Here is a 15,351-nt window from a genome sequence, read left to right as displayed (position 1 = left end):
GCTGCCACCGGATCTCGCCGCACCCGCGGATGCCGGTAGCCCGACAATCAGCGCAGATTCGCCGCCAGCACCGGATCGAGCACTCCCACCCGCTCAAAGCCCCAGCCCACCCGTGCGCAGGCCGCTGCCGTGACCTCGAACTTCACCGCATCCTCGGGCTCTATCCGGTCGTCGGGACGCACGTCCAACACCGCACCGGTGCCGTCCCGACGGCGCACAAAATAGTCCGGAGTGTGGCTGACCCGTCGGTTCCGGCCGTCAGACCGCCACGAGAGCCGGAACGGCTGCGACGCCATCGCCACCACGCCCGGATCACAGTCCAGCCGCATCAGCTGACCGAGCTCTACCCACGACTCGTAACCCACCAACTCGGCACCTGTGGCAGCCCAATACCAGCCGGGGAAACTGCGCTGACCCCGGTACGACGGGAATGCCCGCACCTGCCTGGCCGCCTCGAAAGGCGCTGGCCACATCACCTCAAGCGGTCCCTCATGCAGCTCACCGCGAGCGTCGACGTACTCCAGCCGGAAGTCCTCAGCCTCCACCAGCCACCCCCACCCCGCGCTGACCACGTACAACGACCTGTGACTGAATGCTTGAGTCGGCCCCGCTGAACGTCGTCGTGGCCCGCTCGGCGATGTTCGGCTCTCACCTGTGTGCTGATAGGACGTCGCGGAGAGCAAGAGGGGAGCGGCCGGTCAGCTGGGTGTAGTCGTTTCGGACTCGATCCCAGCGCTGTTGGCGCACCGAGGCGAACATGGACGAAAAGGCGTAGAGCCACCAGGGATCCAGTCCGGTCGCCGCCGTCTCGGCAGAGTAGGTGCCAGCCGGGATGTCCACGTAGGCGACAGGCGTTTCCCACACCTCCGCCGTGATCGAGGCGATGCCTGCCAGGTCCACCGACTCGGGTCCCGTGATGTCATGGTGACGGCCGGTCGGCTCACCCACCGCGAGGGCTGCGAGGGCGCGTGCCACGTCGTCGCGCGCCACCAGGGAGACCCGGCCATCCGCTGCCGGAAGCCTCAGCAGCCCGGTCGCGCGCGCCTCGGTGAGCCAGCCTTGGAAGAACTCGATGTACAGCGAAGCCCTGGCGATCGAGCACGGCACGCCGGAGGCCAGAAGCAGATCCTCAGTGAGCCGGTTGACCACGGCGTAACAGAACGGGGACGCCGTGTCGGCGTCGACGCTGCTCAGCGCCGCGACATGGCCGACGCGCTCAGCCGCCACGGCGGCGACAACGTTGCGGTGGTGCAGCAGCACCCGTGCATCGGGCCCGTCACTGGAGACGAAGACCAGAGTGTCCACGCCCTTCAGCGCCGCACGCAGAGCGGGCGCATCGGCGTAGTCGGCGACGGCGACCTCCACCTGCTGCGGAAACGCCTCGGCGGGCAGCTTCCGCCTGGTCATCGCTACGACGTTCACGTCGGCCCGGTCCGCGAGCAACTGCACGACCCGCCCGCCCAGGCTGCCTGCCGCCCCCGTCACCGCGATGCGCATCGTTGCCCCCGTCGCCTTGTCACCAGTCGCACACCCGTAGGCAGTCAAGCGCGGCAGCGGCTCAGAAAGAGCGAGACAGAACAGCAGATGGCCAAGGGTGACTGAGACGCAGGGGTAGATGGCTCAGATAGACCGAGACTGGCCCACCTTCAGCGAGACAGGTCAGCCTGGCTCGGATCCGAGGAAGAAGGAGCGTGATTATCACGCCGTGATAGCTGAAGCCCACTGACTCTACCTAGGTAACGTGTCCGTGCTTGATTCCATCATGCTCGTTAGCAAGGTGTCAGGCATGGCTTCTCCTGCTTCCGCTGGCGACCGCGAGAAGGTCGTCTCCAAACTCCCCGGGTGGCTCCGCCAGGACCTCAAAGTCCGTACCGCCCAACTCGGCACCGAAATCCAGACCGCCGTCACGCAAGGCATCACCTACTGGTGCGACCTCGCATCGACCCCGCCCACTGTCGACACCTCCGGCGCCGACTCCTTCTCCACCTGGCTCCCTACAGGCCAGTGGGAAACCTTCAAGGCCACGGCATCCGACCGCAAGGTCTCGATCATCCAGGGCCTCGCCCAGGCCGTACAGCTCTGGCTGCAGAAACACCCCGCGCCCACCGTGCAGAGACCAGAGATCCCTCGCCGCATCATCACCTGCAACCAAAAAGGCGGCGTCGGGAAGACCGCTGTCGCCGCAGGCACCGGCGAGGCCACGGCGGAAGACTCGAACGCTCTCTACCCGGTGCGCATCTCCAAGCACTTCGCTGCAGCGCTGCTCAAGGAGAGTGCGAGCGACACCAGCGACAACGGTTCAGACCCGCTGGCCATAGAGGACCGGCCCGGCCTCGGCCTGCGCGTCCTGCTCGTGGACTTCGACCCCCAGTGCCACCTCACCCAACAACTCGGGCACACTCCGCTGCCCATGGACGGTGACAGCCTCACCAAGCACATGGGCGGCGAACCCGCCGGCAAGCTCCGCGACCTTATCGTCCCTATCGAAGTCGATCAGTTCGGCGACCGCCTGCACCTCCTGCCCAGCTGCAACGACGCCTTCCTCCTCGACGTCAAACTCGCCGGCGTCCGCGCACGTGAAGCCGCCCTCGAACGAGCCCTCGCACCGATCGAAGCCGACTTCGACGTCATCATCGTCGACTGCCCGCCCAGCCTGGGCCTGAGCATGGATGCCGCCGTCTACTACGGCCGCCGCCGCGAGAACGAACCTCCAGGCTCCTCCGGCGCCCTCGTCGTCGTCCAGGCAGAAGACAGCTCAGCCGACGCCTACACCCTCCTGACCACCCAGATCGAAGACCTCGGAACCGACCTCGGCCTGGACATCGACTACCTCGGCATCGTCGTCAACCACTACGACGCCCGCCGCAGCTACATCGCCACCTCCTCCCTCCAAGCCTGGATGGACATAAGGGACCCCCGAGTCGTCGGCGTCATCGGCGACCTCAAGGAACAAAAAGAAGCAGTCCGCGTGAAACGCCCCCTCCTCGCCTACTCCCCCAAGTGCGACCAGGCAGTCGGCATGCGCGCACTGGCACGGGAGATCTCATGAGCAGCAAAGCCTCGAAACTCGGAGCGAGCGCCTCATTCGGCCAGGCCCGACCCGTCAGCGCCCGCCGCGCTGCGATCAGCGCAGCCACCGGAGCACGCACCGAAGGCGTACCCGACCCCACAGAGCTGCCCGTCGACCAGATCAGCCAGAATCCCGACAACCCCCGCGACCACCTCCGCGACCTCGAGGACATCACGCAGAGCATCAAGGAACTCGGCGTCATCAACGCGATCACTGTCGCCAGCATCGACGCCTACCTACAGGAACGCCCCGACCGCGCCGACGACCTGGACGAAGGCGCCAAGTACGTCGTCGTGGACGGCCACCGGCGCCTCGAAGGTTCCCGCCGCGTAGGCAAGGACACCATCAAAGTGATGGTCGACGACGCCCGCGTGGCAACCGATGAGGCCCTCCTTGAGGCCGCGTTCGTCGCCAACTTCCATCGCGACGACATGACCGACCTCGAGCAAGCCCACGTCCTGGAATCGCTGGTTAAGTTCTACGGCAGCCAGACCAAAGCCTCGCAGCGGCTCGGCCTCCCCCAGGCGACAATCTCCTCCAAGCTGTCACTGCTCAAGCTCTCCCCCGACTCCAGGCCGAACTGGTCAGCGGCCAGCGGCAAGTCGAACACGTCCGGAACCTTGGCAAGCTCAGTCCCGAAGAACAACGGGCTGCGGCGGACACCCGAGCCGCAGAAGCCAAGCGGCGCGCAGAACAGAAGCGAAACAACCAGAAGGCGGCAACACCAGCCGCAACCCCCGGCTCTGCCCCAAAGCAGAAGACTGACGACTATCACGCCGTGATAAGTCAGGACGCAGGCCAGACAACCACAGAGGCATCAGAGGAGGGAGCAACCGCCCAGGCCCCGGCCAAGACGGCGACTGGTACAACTTCCGCCACCGTGCCGGCGCAGCCCGCCGAGCGGGGAAGGAACTCCACGGATCGGAGCGAGGGGCAAGACACTGTCCAGACGGTGCCATGGCGTGATGTACCTGCGGTCGCCAAGCTCATCCACGCTCACATGACGGACGAGGAACGTCGTGAGTTGGTCGCCCTGCTCCAAGCTTGAACCATTGGCACAGCCAGGGAGAAGCGACCTCAACGGCATCCCAGCCGTCCGGATCCGGCGCCGGACGCAGAAGAGTAGCGAGGTGCGCCAGTGCGGCAGACAAACCTCAACCTGGCGACGGGATCGTGCACTCTGGTACGCCGTGGTGCGCACCGATTGACTCGGTGCGCACCACCCGTCCCTTCCTTTGGGAATCAGGCGGGACCGCCTCCCGCGAGGGGAGCGTCGGTGAGGAACGCCTGGCGCCTCACCGGCCGACCCTGCAGGCCATTCCGCTCAAGGTCTCGCTTCGGCTGTTCTTGAGGAAGACGACTCTTTCTGCGCCAGCGTGGGGCACGCTTGGCCGTGGAGGATGTCGCATGTCTGGTACCACGCTCCCGAGACCTTCACAGCGTAGGGGCACTCGGACTTGGCGTACTGGTATCTCCAGGCGCTCTGGTTCGTGCTGCCGTCTTTGCACAGGGCTGTTGTCCGCACATACAGACCGGTGCCATCGCAGTTGACGTGGAAGCGCTCCGCGCCTCCGGGACCTTTCTCATCGAACCATGACGTGCACGCAGCCGCTTGGGCCGAAGCCGGTGTGCTTGCTGCAGCGGGGACCGCAGCGAATGCGGAGCAGAGCAGCGCGGTAGCAGCCAAGCCAGCTGCGATGCGGTGATTCATTCTGTTTCTCCCCTTTGCCTGATCTTTGGCCGGTGAGCGGACCCGGCCCGACATGTACCTGCCTGATCGGCCGGACTTCGAGCGAATGAGCATCGCCATCAGAATGTCGGGGGGATGCTGAGAAGTCCTTGTGCATCCGTGCACGGTTATTGACGATGCGTGTCAGGCCAGCAGCTGTGATGGTCGCTCAGCGTAGATCCCAGCGACCGTACGCATCTGTAGGTCAATCGGGATCGGCAGTGCCCTCCGCCTCCGGCCCGCTACGACGCTGACCTCTTCCGAGGGGGTCTCTTGGTGGATGTTTCTTTCCCGCTGGACGCGACACGGCGGACGGTAGACGCTTCCCCTCGCTCTCCGGCGTCAGCTGCCTGCGGGTTCGGGCTGGGCAGGCTGTACACGCTTCACTGCTCGGCTGGGCGAGTTCGCGTAGCGCCCGGTGGCGGGTGAGGTCCGCGTCGTCGGTCGGTAACCAGGCGGCGTTACCACCACCCTCGCAGCGAACGGTTCCCCCGCCCTGTTCAACAACCGCCTCCAGGCGCTCGCCCCGTGACGTGCGCGGCATCGCTGTCAACGTGCGTTCACACTTCCGCTGCGCGCCCTGCAGCGTGGGAGCTGTGAAAGCCGCTCAGTGCCGATGACCCGTCCCACGGGGTGCTACCCGGAGTCGGCTTTCCGCTGACCTGGTAAGCCGTTAGTTGTCCAGCGGGCAATGAGCCGACCAGGCAGCCTGCGCTAGTTCCCGAGCACGTCTGGCTCACAGACTCGGGAGCGATGCCGTAGAGCGAACGTCAAGAAAGCTGCCACTGAAGGTCAATGACACCCGTAGTCAGGATCCCGCAGGATCAGAACCAGGTGAAACCGGGGAGGAAAGCGAGGAGCGCGTGCTTAAAACACGCATCAAGATCGTTCTTGCCGCTGCGGCGGCCACAACACTTGGCGGCCTCATGTTTCCGTCCCCCGCGTTCGCGGGGGAGAACGGACCGCGTATCTGCACCGCCACTGTCGCGGGTAAGTCATGCCGCGGATACGCAGAATTTCTGCACAACGGGGACAAGTTCCGAGTGGTCGACCAGGATGCCGACGGCCTCGGTGTTGTCCTTTTCTACTGGACCAACGGAAGCGGCTACCGCTACGACTACACAGGCGGTAAGGGCGAGCGAATCTACATTGTTCCCAGGCCGGAGGGAACCAAGATCACCTATCGGGTCGGTCTTCTGAAGAAGGGCGGCATCGTCATCAGCGAGTCCCTCTCACGTGTGGTTTCCGGCGTAGCCTGAGCGCATCTGTTCGAAGCTTCCTGAGGACTGACGTGAGCTGAGCAGGGATAGATGGAGGGCTGGTTTCTTGAGCTTGAGAAACCAGCCCTTGTCCTCACCCGTATGGAACGCTGATGATCTGCCCGAACGAGGCCCGACCGCCGGCCGTGCGCGAGCGGTGCTACCCCACCGACACTACGGACGCCGAATGGGCCGTCCTCGAACCGCTGCTGCCCGTCCCGGCCTGTCGGCTTCCCGCGGGCGGGCGCCCGGAGAAGCATCCGCGCCGCAACGTGGTCGATGCCATTCGCTACGTCAATGACAATGGGATCAAGTGGAGGGCCGTTCCCGTCGACTTCGGGATCCCCTGGCGCACGGTCTACGGGTTTTTCCAGCGATGGCGGGCGAGCGGGGACCTGGCCGTAGACATGCGCGGGATGGCTCTGGCCGTCATGGTCACCCCTGCATCCCCGCACGACAGTATCCCCGCGCGCGATCAGCTTTTCCGTCTGCGTCTGACCCATTCCGAACTCGCCGTCGCCTGGGCGGACTCCGCCTACGGTGGAACCCTCGTCGACTGGTCCCACACCTTTCTCGGGATCACCCTCAAGACGGTGCCCCGCCGCAAGGACCAGGACGGCTTCGCCGTCCTTGCCAAACGGTGGCGTGTCGAGCGCGCGAGTTCGTGGATCATGAGAGCCCGCAGAAACGTGCGCGACTACGAGCGGCTCATCTCCCACAGCGAGGCCCACATCACCTGGACCTTCATCACCCTCATGGTCCGCCGACTCACCCGCCCTCCCCGGCCGCCCCGGACCCAGCCGCACCCCGTTGAACCGGTGGAAGCGGCCGGCAAGCCCATACCCATCCGCATCAGGATGCAGCAGCCACAGACGATCCGATTGGCCCGCACCGCCTTGCGCTGATCGTTGCTTTCAGCCTGCCTCGTGATCGACCCGCCAACTTGTTCAAGTCCGGCTGGATCTCCTTCAAGGAAACAGAAGTGGCCGCCGGGGAGTCTGTCAGCTGTGGATCAGCAAATCCATGATCCCCCAGGTCTCTTTCGATCAACGGGACCGGCGGGTGCAGGGTGAGAAGACGATCACTCTCCAGGAAGGGCCAGCGTGGCGACGGCTTCCTGGAGAGGACCGCTGTCCGCTCCTTGGCGGAAGGCGGCCGTGGTCGGGCCGGCGGCGGGGTCAGATGGCGGGTCCGTCGAGGTAGGTGTAGGTGCTCTGGGAGCTGCCGCCGAGGGTGCTGACGATGATGGTGATTCCGCCGGCGGGGTGGGGCGGGGCGGCTGCGGTGATCATCTGGTCGGAGATGACGGCGAAGGGCGCGGGAGTGTTGTCGAAGGTGACTGCCTGGGTGGTGGCGAGGTTGGCGCCGGTGATGGTGACCTCGGTGCCGCCGGCGGTTGATCCGGTGTCGGGGCTGACGGCAGTCAGGGAGGGGGTGTCGAGGTAGGTGAAGGTCAGGCCGTTGGCGTTTCCGACGGGGGTGATGACGGTGACGGACACCGGGCCGGTGGATGGAGCGCCGGGGATGCCGACCGTGACGGCGGTGTCGGTGACGGACTGGATGGTGGCCACTCTGGAGCCGAAGCGCACCGAGGTGGTCCCGGTCAGGTTGGCTCCGGTGATGACCGCGGTGCCTCCGCCGGCAACGGAACCCATGGTCGGGGTGATCCCGGTCAGCAGTGGGGTGGGGCGGTAGTAGAAGGTGCCGAAGACGCCGGTGCCGCCCGGGGTGGTGACGGTCACGGGGACCGCGCCCTGTCCGGCGGGGGTGCGGACCGTGACCGAGGTCGCGGTGTTGGCCAGGATGGTGGCGAGCCTGTCGCCGAAGTGCACGGCGGTTGCGCCGGCCAGATCGTGGCCTCGAATGGTCACGATGATGCCACCGGCGGTGGTGCCCTGGCTGGGTACGAGCGTCAGGGCGATCACGCTGACGGCGTTGTCGGCGTTGTCCGTCACGTACAGCCGGTTCCCGGCAGGGGTGACCGCGACGCAGACGGGGCCGTTGCCGACCGGGATGCTGCCGGTGGCGGTGTTGGTGGCGGTGTCGATCACGCTCACGGCGTTGTCGGTGAAGTCGGTGGTGTAGACGGCGGTCCCGTCCGGACTCACGGCCACGAAACGCGGCAGGGTGCCGACGCCGATGGTGGCGATGGCGGTGGTGGTGGCGGTGTCGATCACACTGACGCTGTTGCTCCCCGCATTGCAGACATAGGCGCGGGTGCCGTCCGGGCTGAAGGCGACGATCACCGGCACGTCGCCGGCGGTGAAGCTGCCCGTGACGGTGTTGGTCGCGGTGTCGATCACGCTGACGGAGCTGTCGCCGACGCAGCAGACGTAGGCGTGGGCGCCGTCGGGGGTGACGGCGACGCCGACCGGCATGGGGCCGGTGGTCACGGTAGCGGTGACGGTGTTGGTCGCGGTGTCGATCACGCTAAGGGTGTTGGCGCCCTGGCTGGTGACGTAGGCGCGGGCGCCGTCGGGGGAGAGCGCCACCGCGACGGCTGCGGCACCGACCGCGATGGTGGCCGTGAGGGTGTTGGTGGCAGTGTCGATCACCCCGAGGGTGCCGTCGTCGAACAGGGTCACGTAGGCGCGTGTGCCGTCCGGCGAGACCGCCGTGAGGAACGGGCCACCGCCGGTGGTGATGGTCGCGGTGACGGAGTTGGTGACGGTGTCGATCACGCTGATGGTGTTCGATGCCCGGTTCGCGACGTAGCCGCGTCCCCCGTCCGGAGTCAGTGCCACCCCCAGTGGCGAGTTGCCGACGGGGATGGTGGCGTCAGCCGGCGGCAGCACCGTGGAGCGTTGCCGAGGCAGCGCGACGGCGGCCAGCAGGGGATCAGGTCGGGTCAAGACGGTCATGGCGCAGCCTTTCTGAGCGCGTATCGGGGAACCGCAGCCACTGCCCGGGCGGAGACGCAGTCCCGGGCAGGGACGTCGGTTGATGCCACTGCGGGGTTCCGCCTGCGGCAGCGCGGCCCGCGCTCCAGGCGGCAGATGGCCCTCATGGCCGAACGACCACGCCAAAAGAACCGCGGCAACCACCTACAGCACGTTCCCCGGCAAAGGATGGGCGGCCCACCGCCGGCGTCGGGTGTGATGGCCAGGCCCACCGGACCATCCCCCACCGGCACGGTGACGGTGGCCAGCGGCATGGTCCGGGCCGTTGGCGACCAGAGCCTGGGAGGTTGGTGCCCGGCCGCACAGGCGGCTCCCCCCAGGGCTTCCGCCGGCAGTGATGCCATCTGTCACTCTCCCCCTTTGGAGTAAACCGGCTCCCGGAACGTGGCGAGCGACGAGGGCCGCAGGACCCTTAGATCCCGGGTGCCGCCACACGGGTGTAGACGACGTTGTTGCTGGTGCCGCCGGGCGTGGTGACCGTCACGTTCACCGGTCCGGCGGGCCCGGCCGGGGCGAGGGCGGTGACCCAGGTGTCGGAGACGACGGTGAAGGAGGCGGGTGTGGTGCCGAAGCGCACCGAGTTGGTCGTGGTGAGTCCGCTGCCGAAGAGCGTGACCGTGGTCCCGGCGTCGAGCGGCCCCTGGGTCGGCGACAGTCCGGTGAGGACGGGCGTGGCGATGTAGGTATACGGGATGCCGTTGCTGGTGCCGCCCGGGGTCACCACCGTGATCTGCACGGTGCCGGTGCCCGGCGGCGCCACCGCCGTGATCTGCGTGGCCGAGACCACCGTGAACGACGAAGCGGACGCCGCACCGAAGCGTACCGCCGTCGCACCGAGGAGGTTGGTGCCGGTGAGGGTGACGGTGGTGCCGCCGGAGACAGGACCCGTGGCGGGTGAGGAGCCGGTGAGGGTGGGGACGCCGACGTAGAAATACGTGAGCCCGTTGCTGGTGCCGCCCGGTCCGGTCACGGTGATCTGCACCGGCCCGGCGGCCCCCGGCGGGGCCACCGCGCTGATCTGGCTGGCCGAGACGACGGTGAACGACAAGGCGGGCGTGGAGCCGAACGCGACGGCCAAGACGCCTGTGAGGCCGCTACCGCTGAGTGTCACCGTGTTCCCGCCTCCGAGGGGGCCCTGCCCCGGGGAGACAGACGTGAGCACGGGCGCGGGCGCGGATACATAGCTGTATGCCATGCCGTTGCTGGTGCCGCCCGGTCCGGTCACGGTGATCTGTACGGTGCCGCTGCCCGGCGGCGCCACCGCCGTGATCTGCGTAGCCGAGACCACCGTGAAGGAGGTGGCGCTGACGGCTCCGAACCTGACCACCGTCGCACCCAGCAGATTGGTGCCGGTCAGCGTGACCGTCGTACCGCCCGAGGCAGGACCCGAGGCGGGCGAGACTCCTGTGAGAGCGGGGGCGGGGGTGGCGGCATAGCTGTATGCCACGCCGTTGCTCGTCCCGCCCGGCCCGGTCACGGTGATCTGCACGGTGCCGCTGCCGGGCGGGGCCACCGCCGTGATCTGCGTGGCCGACACCACGGTGAACGATGGAGCAAACATCTGGCCGAAGCGGACCGCCGTGATCTGGGTGAAGTTGCTCCCGGTCAACGTGACCGGGGTCCCGCCGCCGGGGGAACCGGCGGCGGGAGTCACGGAACTGATCACAGGAGGGGACGCCACGGCCGTCGAAGGACCGGTGCCTGTACCTGCTTGAGGCGTGTTCAGGATGGATCTCCTTCTGGCGCGTCGTACCACGGTGTGATCAGATCCCCGGACTGGCCAGGTACTGGAACGGGGTCGGGGATGTCGCGCTGCCAGCCACCGTGGTGACCGTGATGTCGGCGGGCCCGGGCGCCCCGTCCGCGGTGGGCGGTGAGACCGCGGAGACGGTGGTGTCGTTGATGACGGTGAAAGGGGCCGGGATACCGCCGAAGGTGACCGACTGGGTGGTGGCGAAGCCGGTGCCCGGGATGGTCACCGCGGTGCCGCCGGAGGCGGGTCCGGAGGTGGGGGTGGCGGTGCCGATGGTGGGCGTGTCGACATAGGTGTAGGAGAAGCCGTTGTTGGTGCCCCCCGTGGTGGTGACGCTGACCCCGACCGCTCCGGCCGCCGCACCCGCCGGTACCGCAACGGTGATGCTGCTGTCGGAGACGACGGTGGGCGTCGCGGTGTTGGCGCCGAAATGCACCGCTGTGGCCGTCGACAGCCCGGTGCCGGTGATGGTGACGATGTTGCCGCCCGCCAGCGGACCGGCGGTGGCGCTCAGAGCGGACTTGAAGGGCGCGCCGACGTAGAAGAAGTTCAGCGGGTTGCTGGTGCCGCCCGGGGTGGTCACGGTCACCGGTACCACTCCGTTGCCGGCCGGTGTGGTGACCGTGACCGAGGTGGGGGTGTCGCCGGTGATGGTGGCCAGCTTGGAGCCGAAGTGCACCGCCGTGGCTCCGCCGAGGTTGCTGCCGGTGATAGTGACGGACTGACCGCCACCACTCGATCCTGAGCTGGGGTTGATGGGCATGACTGCCTCCATGGTCGATCGGGTGGAGCCGCACAACGACGCCCCCTGGGGACCAGGCCGGATACCATCACGGTGCGGATCACAGTCCTCGGCGATGCCGAGTCAGCCGGTGAAGCCGCAACCACGGGCTGAGCGCACAGCGGGTGGTCAGCCGGTACCGCCAGCGCACGTCCGCGCGAGGATGGCTCGGTCCCGAGGGTTGTCGCCGATCGCGGTAGTGGGGCGGGCGCTCACAGCCCGCCGGGAGAATCCACGGCGTCACCGCCGCCGGTACGACGCCGATCAGGCAATACGGCGTCAACCGTCTCCGGGGAAGGGCAACCCACCGGATCGGACGATTCCAGTAATCCATCCGGGTAACCCTGTGCCAATACCCTTGTACTGACAGTCACCCCAATGGCCGGGCGCGCGCATCGCTGTCCGCCACGCGTCACACGCCGGGCTCACAGCCGCCACCCAGGGCACACAGAACGCACCATACGTCTTGCGATCACGCCCTCATGGAGCATCGGCTTCAGCTGAATGATCAAAGAATCAGACGGCGTCGCACACTCCGGCCCTGAGTTCGCAAACAGCTTCCCACTGATCCCGTTCCGCACAGGGACGCCTCCGGAGCCATTCACTCCACGGCGATCGCCGCGTCCTGACGCTCCGAGTTCCGGCACCCCACACGCCCACCAGTTACGTAACGTCACAGATCACCGGTTCTGACACAGCTTCTGAGCTGGTGGAACCAGTGCTGAGCCTCGCGGTCCTCGCCGAGCTCGTAGTGGCGCAGGTGGAGGCAGTAGGCGGCGGCGCGGTGGCCGGCGCCCGCGGCCAGCTTCCACCAGAACTCGGCACTTTCGGGGTGTCCGGTCAGATACAGCAGACAGCCGAAGACCAGGGCGCCGTCGATGTCCAGCTGCTCCGCGACCGCTACGGGGTCCGGCTCTTCCCCGGCCTGGGCGGGATCCTCGGCCAGGCGGTCGACGTGACTGGCAGCCCCCGGCTCGTTGAGGACCCAGCGCGAGACCACGCTCAGGCGCTGCTGGGCCTGGGCGGCCCGGGCGAGGCCCGGGTTCGGGGAGGTGAGAGCGGCGTCGGCGGCCAGTCGGCGAAGACCGGCCGCGACGTCGAAAGACCGGGAAGACGTGGGAATGGCGACCTCGGCCAGGAGAGCATCGAGAGCGGTCACTGTCCGTTTCCTTCCTTGGCTTCCTGGGATTTGGCGGGGAGTCCCAGCTGCACTCGCAGACGTTCCTTGGCTTTGCGGCAGTGGTAGTCCACGGTGCGGTCGCTCAGGCCCATGAACCAGGCGATCCGGGAGGTGGGGTATTGCAGGATCGCTTCCTCCGCTGCTCGGCGGCCGCCGAGCTGGGTCTCGGCGTAGTCGTGGAAGAGCTCCTGGTGTCCGAGCGAGGTAGAAGGCCTCGAAGTCCAGCGGGAGCTGCAGCGGAGTGCGCACCGGCTGAGGCGCTCCTGCGTCCGGAGACGCGGCGCTTTCGGAAGTGCTGTCACCGATCACATCGGCCTCCCGGCAGCGTCACGCATCGCGGGGACATCCATCGCACGGTTCCTCTTCGCCGAGGTTGGGGTGGACACGACGCACAACAGGTGTACGTCGAAGGCTTCTTGGGCCTCGTGTTCCACCTAAGCGATTTCCGGGCCGAACCACGCATCCGCAACCCGAGAAAAACTACTCAGTGATCTCTAACCGGCACGGTAAGTAATTTTATGTGAAAGTACATGACACGTGATCAAATCCCTGACCAGCGCAAGTGCAGACACGCCATCCACGGGGACGGCCAGGGTCGACCACGTAGGTGGCCGACGTCACACACGAGCAGGCGTCGCGCAGACCGGAACGAACGGCCCCGTCACGCCGGGCGACAACGCCGAGCACGAGGCGTGCATCGCCCGCACAGAGGGAGATGGTCTCGGTTGGGGTGGCGCGTCGAAAGGGTTTGTCACGCGGTCGGATGTCGACGATGATCACCTCATGACGACCAGAAAGGGCCATGCCGTCTAGGCGCCCCGCTCCGCTCTCCACCGCTCGCGCGCCGCCGATCGCCACTGACCGCAGTGCCCGATGGCCGTGACCGCCCACCCAGGAGAGCCCGCCCGTGCAGAAGACCGCCCTCGTTCCCTACGCCCACCTGCCCCGAGCGCACCACGGTCGCCACGTTCTGGCCAGCACCATCGACATCTTTGGCGCCGCACACTGGCTGCTCGCCGAACGTGCTCCGGAGCCCGGCGGCGATGTCCTGCCCTTCGACGCGCTGGTCGTTTCCGTCGGTCCGGGCGGCAACGTCGAACTCACCGAGTTGAGCGCCGTACGGGCCCGCTGGCCGCACCTGGACCGCCTGCCCGACGGCGGGTTCGTTGTTGCCGCGTCTCGCTCCCGCCGGTACGAGGACGCGGACCAGGTCCAGGTCTTCGACGCGCTCGGCCGCGAGACCTCATCCTTCTCCGTCGGGGACGCCATCGAGCACCTGCTCGTGGACGAATCCGCCCATATCTGGGTCGGGCACTTCGACGAGAACCCGGCCGGAATCCGCCGCTGGAGCGCCACAGGCCGGCTCGCCTGGACCTCAGACGGCGCCCGCATCCCCGGTCTCTTCGACTGCTACGCCCTGAACGTGTCGGGCACCGCCGCCTGGGCATGCCCATACACGGACTTCCCACTCGTCGAGATACGCCCCAACCGCCCCGACCAGCCCGTGAGAGTGTGGACGAACCGCGTACGGGGCGCCCATGCGGTGGCCGTCCACGGCGATCGGGTCGCCTTCTACGGCGGCTACGGCGAGGAGCGGGACCGACTCGCCCACGGAGAGCTCACCGAAACATCCGTGGAGCCGACGGACGTCGGCCTGCTCGCCCTGCCCGATGGCGCTGCCCCCGGCCGCCGGCGGGTCGTCGGCCGAGGAAGCAGGATCTACGTCCAGGCCGAGCACGTTCACCGCGTGGGGGGGGTGTTCGACCTCAGCAGCTGATTTCCAGCACCGGAAAGACCATTTCTACCCGGTAGCCGACCATCAGACGGCCAGTCCTGCAAGCAGCTTGCCGCAGCGCGGGCCGACGAGGACCAGACGGTCTTCGACCAGGTGATCGAAATCTTCGACGAGCAGGTGCCCGGCGCTCTTCTGCTGCGCAGGTCTCCTCACGCCGGGGCGGGACCCACGGCCCCGGCGCGGGTTCCACCACCCGACACGAGCAGGCGCGCTGGCTTGCGCCCGGCGTCGGTCAGGCCGATTCTGAGCACCAGAGCTGTCCATCCGGGCCAGGTGCCGCGCTCAGTCACAAGTCACCGGGCATCCCAACCAGCCGGTCCTACAGTCAGGCGGGCTGATCCGAGGAGCCGAGCACGCCACGCTCGCGCAGTTGGGCAATGTGTTCCAGTCCGCCGGGCCGGTACAGCGGCGCCGCATTGATGTCGGCCTCGGCGACGCTCATCCGGCGGACGCTGCCCGTCTCGAGCCGGGCAGCAGCAGGAGGCTGTGGCTGCGGGCCGTGGCCGAGCGGCCGACGCGTGATGCTCATAGCAGCTGATCGTATGTCCACGCACCGGCTCGACCGCGCCGTCGCACACAGATCCGCGCACTGTGTGCCCACCGGCCCGGAGCGGCGTCCGAAGCCCGCGGCTTCACCCCCGAGACCAATACCGGGAAATCCACGGGGTGTTGTCTCCTTACGACGCTGTCAGGTGTCGCTGGCCATGGCGTCGGCGTGCTCACCCGGCGCTCGTGCTCCGGCTTTTGGCCGGTGGCCCGTCTCGACGCACTATCCAAGCCGAGCCAGCCATCTGGTGTGGCCGGATGCAGCCGAATGCTGATCTTCTGCTGCGCTGGCCGGGCACGCCGGGATGAAACTTCCGCTCCCCGAGGACTGATCGGCG

Annotated in this window: 13 protein-coding genes; 5 read left to right on the top strand and 8 right to left on the bottom strand. The window is 67.5% G+C overall.

The genetic code is table 11. The features are described from left to right. Positions 1-47 precede the first annotated feature (47 nt). Complete coding sequence (locus ACZ6TD_RS48090) at positions 48-545, bottom strand: TnsA-like heteromeric transposase endonuclease subunit (protein WP_471348597.1); 498 nt, start codon at positions 543-545, stop codon at positions 48-50. A 103-nt stretch (positions 546-648) separates the two neighbouring features. Continuing rightward, entirely contained in the window at positions 649-1,497 is an 849-nt protein-coding gene (locus ACZ6TD_RS48085) for an NAD(P)H-binding protein (protein WP_471348594.1), read from the bottom strand. Between the two features lie 289 nt (positions 1,498-1,786). Between ACZ6TD_RS48085 and ACZ6TD_RS48080 the strand changes: the two genes are divergently transcribed. From ACZ6TD_RS48080 to ACZ6TD_RS48065, 4 genes are all read left to right on the top strand, one after another. Next, the gene (locus tag ACZ6TD_RS48080) at positions 1,787-3,049 is read left to right on the top strand and encodes a ParA family protein (protein WP_471348591.1); all 1,263 of its coding nucleotides are present in this window, start codon (positions 1,787-1,789) and stop codon (positions 3,047-3,049) included. Beyond that, complete coding sequence (locus ACZ6TD_RS48075) at positions 3,046-3,852, top strand: ParB/RepB/Spo0J family partition protein (protein ID WP_471348588.1); 807 nt, start codon at positions 3,046-3,048, stop codon at positions 3,850-3,852. Before ACZ6TD_RS48080 ends, ACZ6TD_RS48075 begins: the two co-directional genes overlap by 4 nt. Before the next feature lie 1,810 nt (positions 3,853-5,662). Beyond that, positions 5,663-6,058 (top strand): hypothetical protein, encoded by a 396-nt coding sequence (locus tag ACZ6TD_RS48070; protein WP_471348585.1) that lies wholly within the window; start codon positions 5,663-5,665, stop codon positions 6,056-6,058. A gap of 113 nt (positions 6,059-6,171) precedes the next feature. Further along, positions 6,172-6,963 (top strand): transposase, encoded by a 792-nt coding sequence (locus tag ACZ6TD_RS48065; protein ID WP_471348583.1) that lies wholly within the window; start codon positions 6,172-6,174, stop codon positions 6,961-6,963. A 273-nt stretch (positions 6,964-7,236) separates the two neighbouring features. Here the strand turns inward: ACZ6TD_RS48065 and ACZ6TD_RS48060 are convergent, their stop codons facing one another. The 4 genes from ACZ6TD_RS48060 to ACZ6TD_RS48045 all read right to left on the bottom strand — a co-directional run bounded on the left by ACZ6TD_RS48060 (position 7,237) and on the right by ACZ6TD_RS48045 (position 12,651). Continuing rightward, positions 7,237-8,919, bottom strand: a complete 1,683-nt coding sequence (locus ACZ6TD_RS48060; protein WP_471348581.1) for an IPT/TIG domain-containing protein — start codon at positions 8,917-8,919, stop codon at positions 7,237-7,239. A gap of 451 nt (positions 8,920-9,370) precedes the next feature. Continuing rightward, entirely contained in the window at positions 9,371-10,612 is a 1,242-nt protein-coding gene (locus ACZ6TD_RS48055) for an IPT/TIG domain-containing protein (RefSeq protein ID WP_471348579.1), read from the bottom strand. A gap of 109 nt (positions 10,613-10,721) precedes the next feature. Then, on the bottom strand, positions 10,722-11,474 hold the full coding sequence (locus tag ACZ6TD_RS48050; protein ID WP_471348577.1) for an IPT/TIG domain-containing protein: 753 nt from the start codon (positions 11,472-11,474) through the stop codon (positions 10,722-10,724). A gap of 691 nt (positions 11,475-12,165) precedes the next feature. Beyond that, entirely contained in the window at positions 12,166-12,651 is a 486-nt protein-coding gene (locus ACZ6TD_RS48045) for a hypothetical protein (RefSeq protein WP_471348575.1), read from the bottom strand. A 928-nt stretch (positions 12,652-13,579) separates the two neighbouring features. On the opposite strand from ACZ6TD_RS48045, the gene ACZ6TD_RS48040 reads away from it, so the two are divergent. Further along, positions 13,580-14,449 (top strand): hypothetical protein, encoded by an 870-nt coding sequence (locus ACZ6TD_RS48040; RefSeq protein WP_471348573.1) that lies wholly within the window; start codon positions 13,580-13,582, stop codon positions 14,447-14,449. A gap of 42 nt (positions 14,450-14,491) precedes the next feature. Here the strand turns inward: ACZ6TD_RS48040 and ACZ6TD_RS48035 are convergent, their stop codons facing one another. After that, positions 14,492-14,620, bottom strand: coding sequence for a hypothetical protein (locus tag ACZ6TD_RS48035; protein WP_471348571.1), 129 nt, complete (start codon positions 14,618-14,620; stop codon positions 14,492-14,494). A gap of 172 nt (positions 14,621-14,792) precedes the next feature. Then, positions 14,793-14,996 carry a hypothetical protein gene (locus tag ACZ6TD_RS48030; protein ID WP_471348569.1) on the bottom strand — a complete coding sequence of 68 codons (204 nt, stop codon included), beginning with the start codon at positions 14,994-14,996 and terminating at the stop codon, positions 14,793-14,795. Positions 14,997-15,351: the final 355 nt, after the last annotated feature.

The organism is Streptomyces yongxingensis (assembly GCF_055597465.1).
Note: the sequence above shows the minus strand (reverse complement) of the source record. Positions and strands in the feature narration are given on the sequence as shown.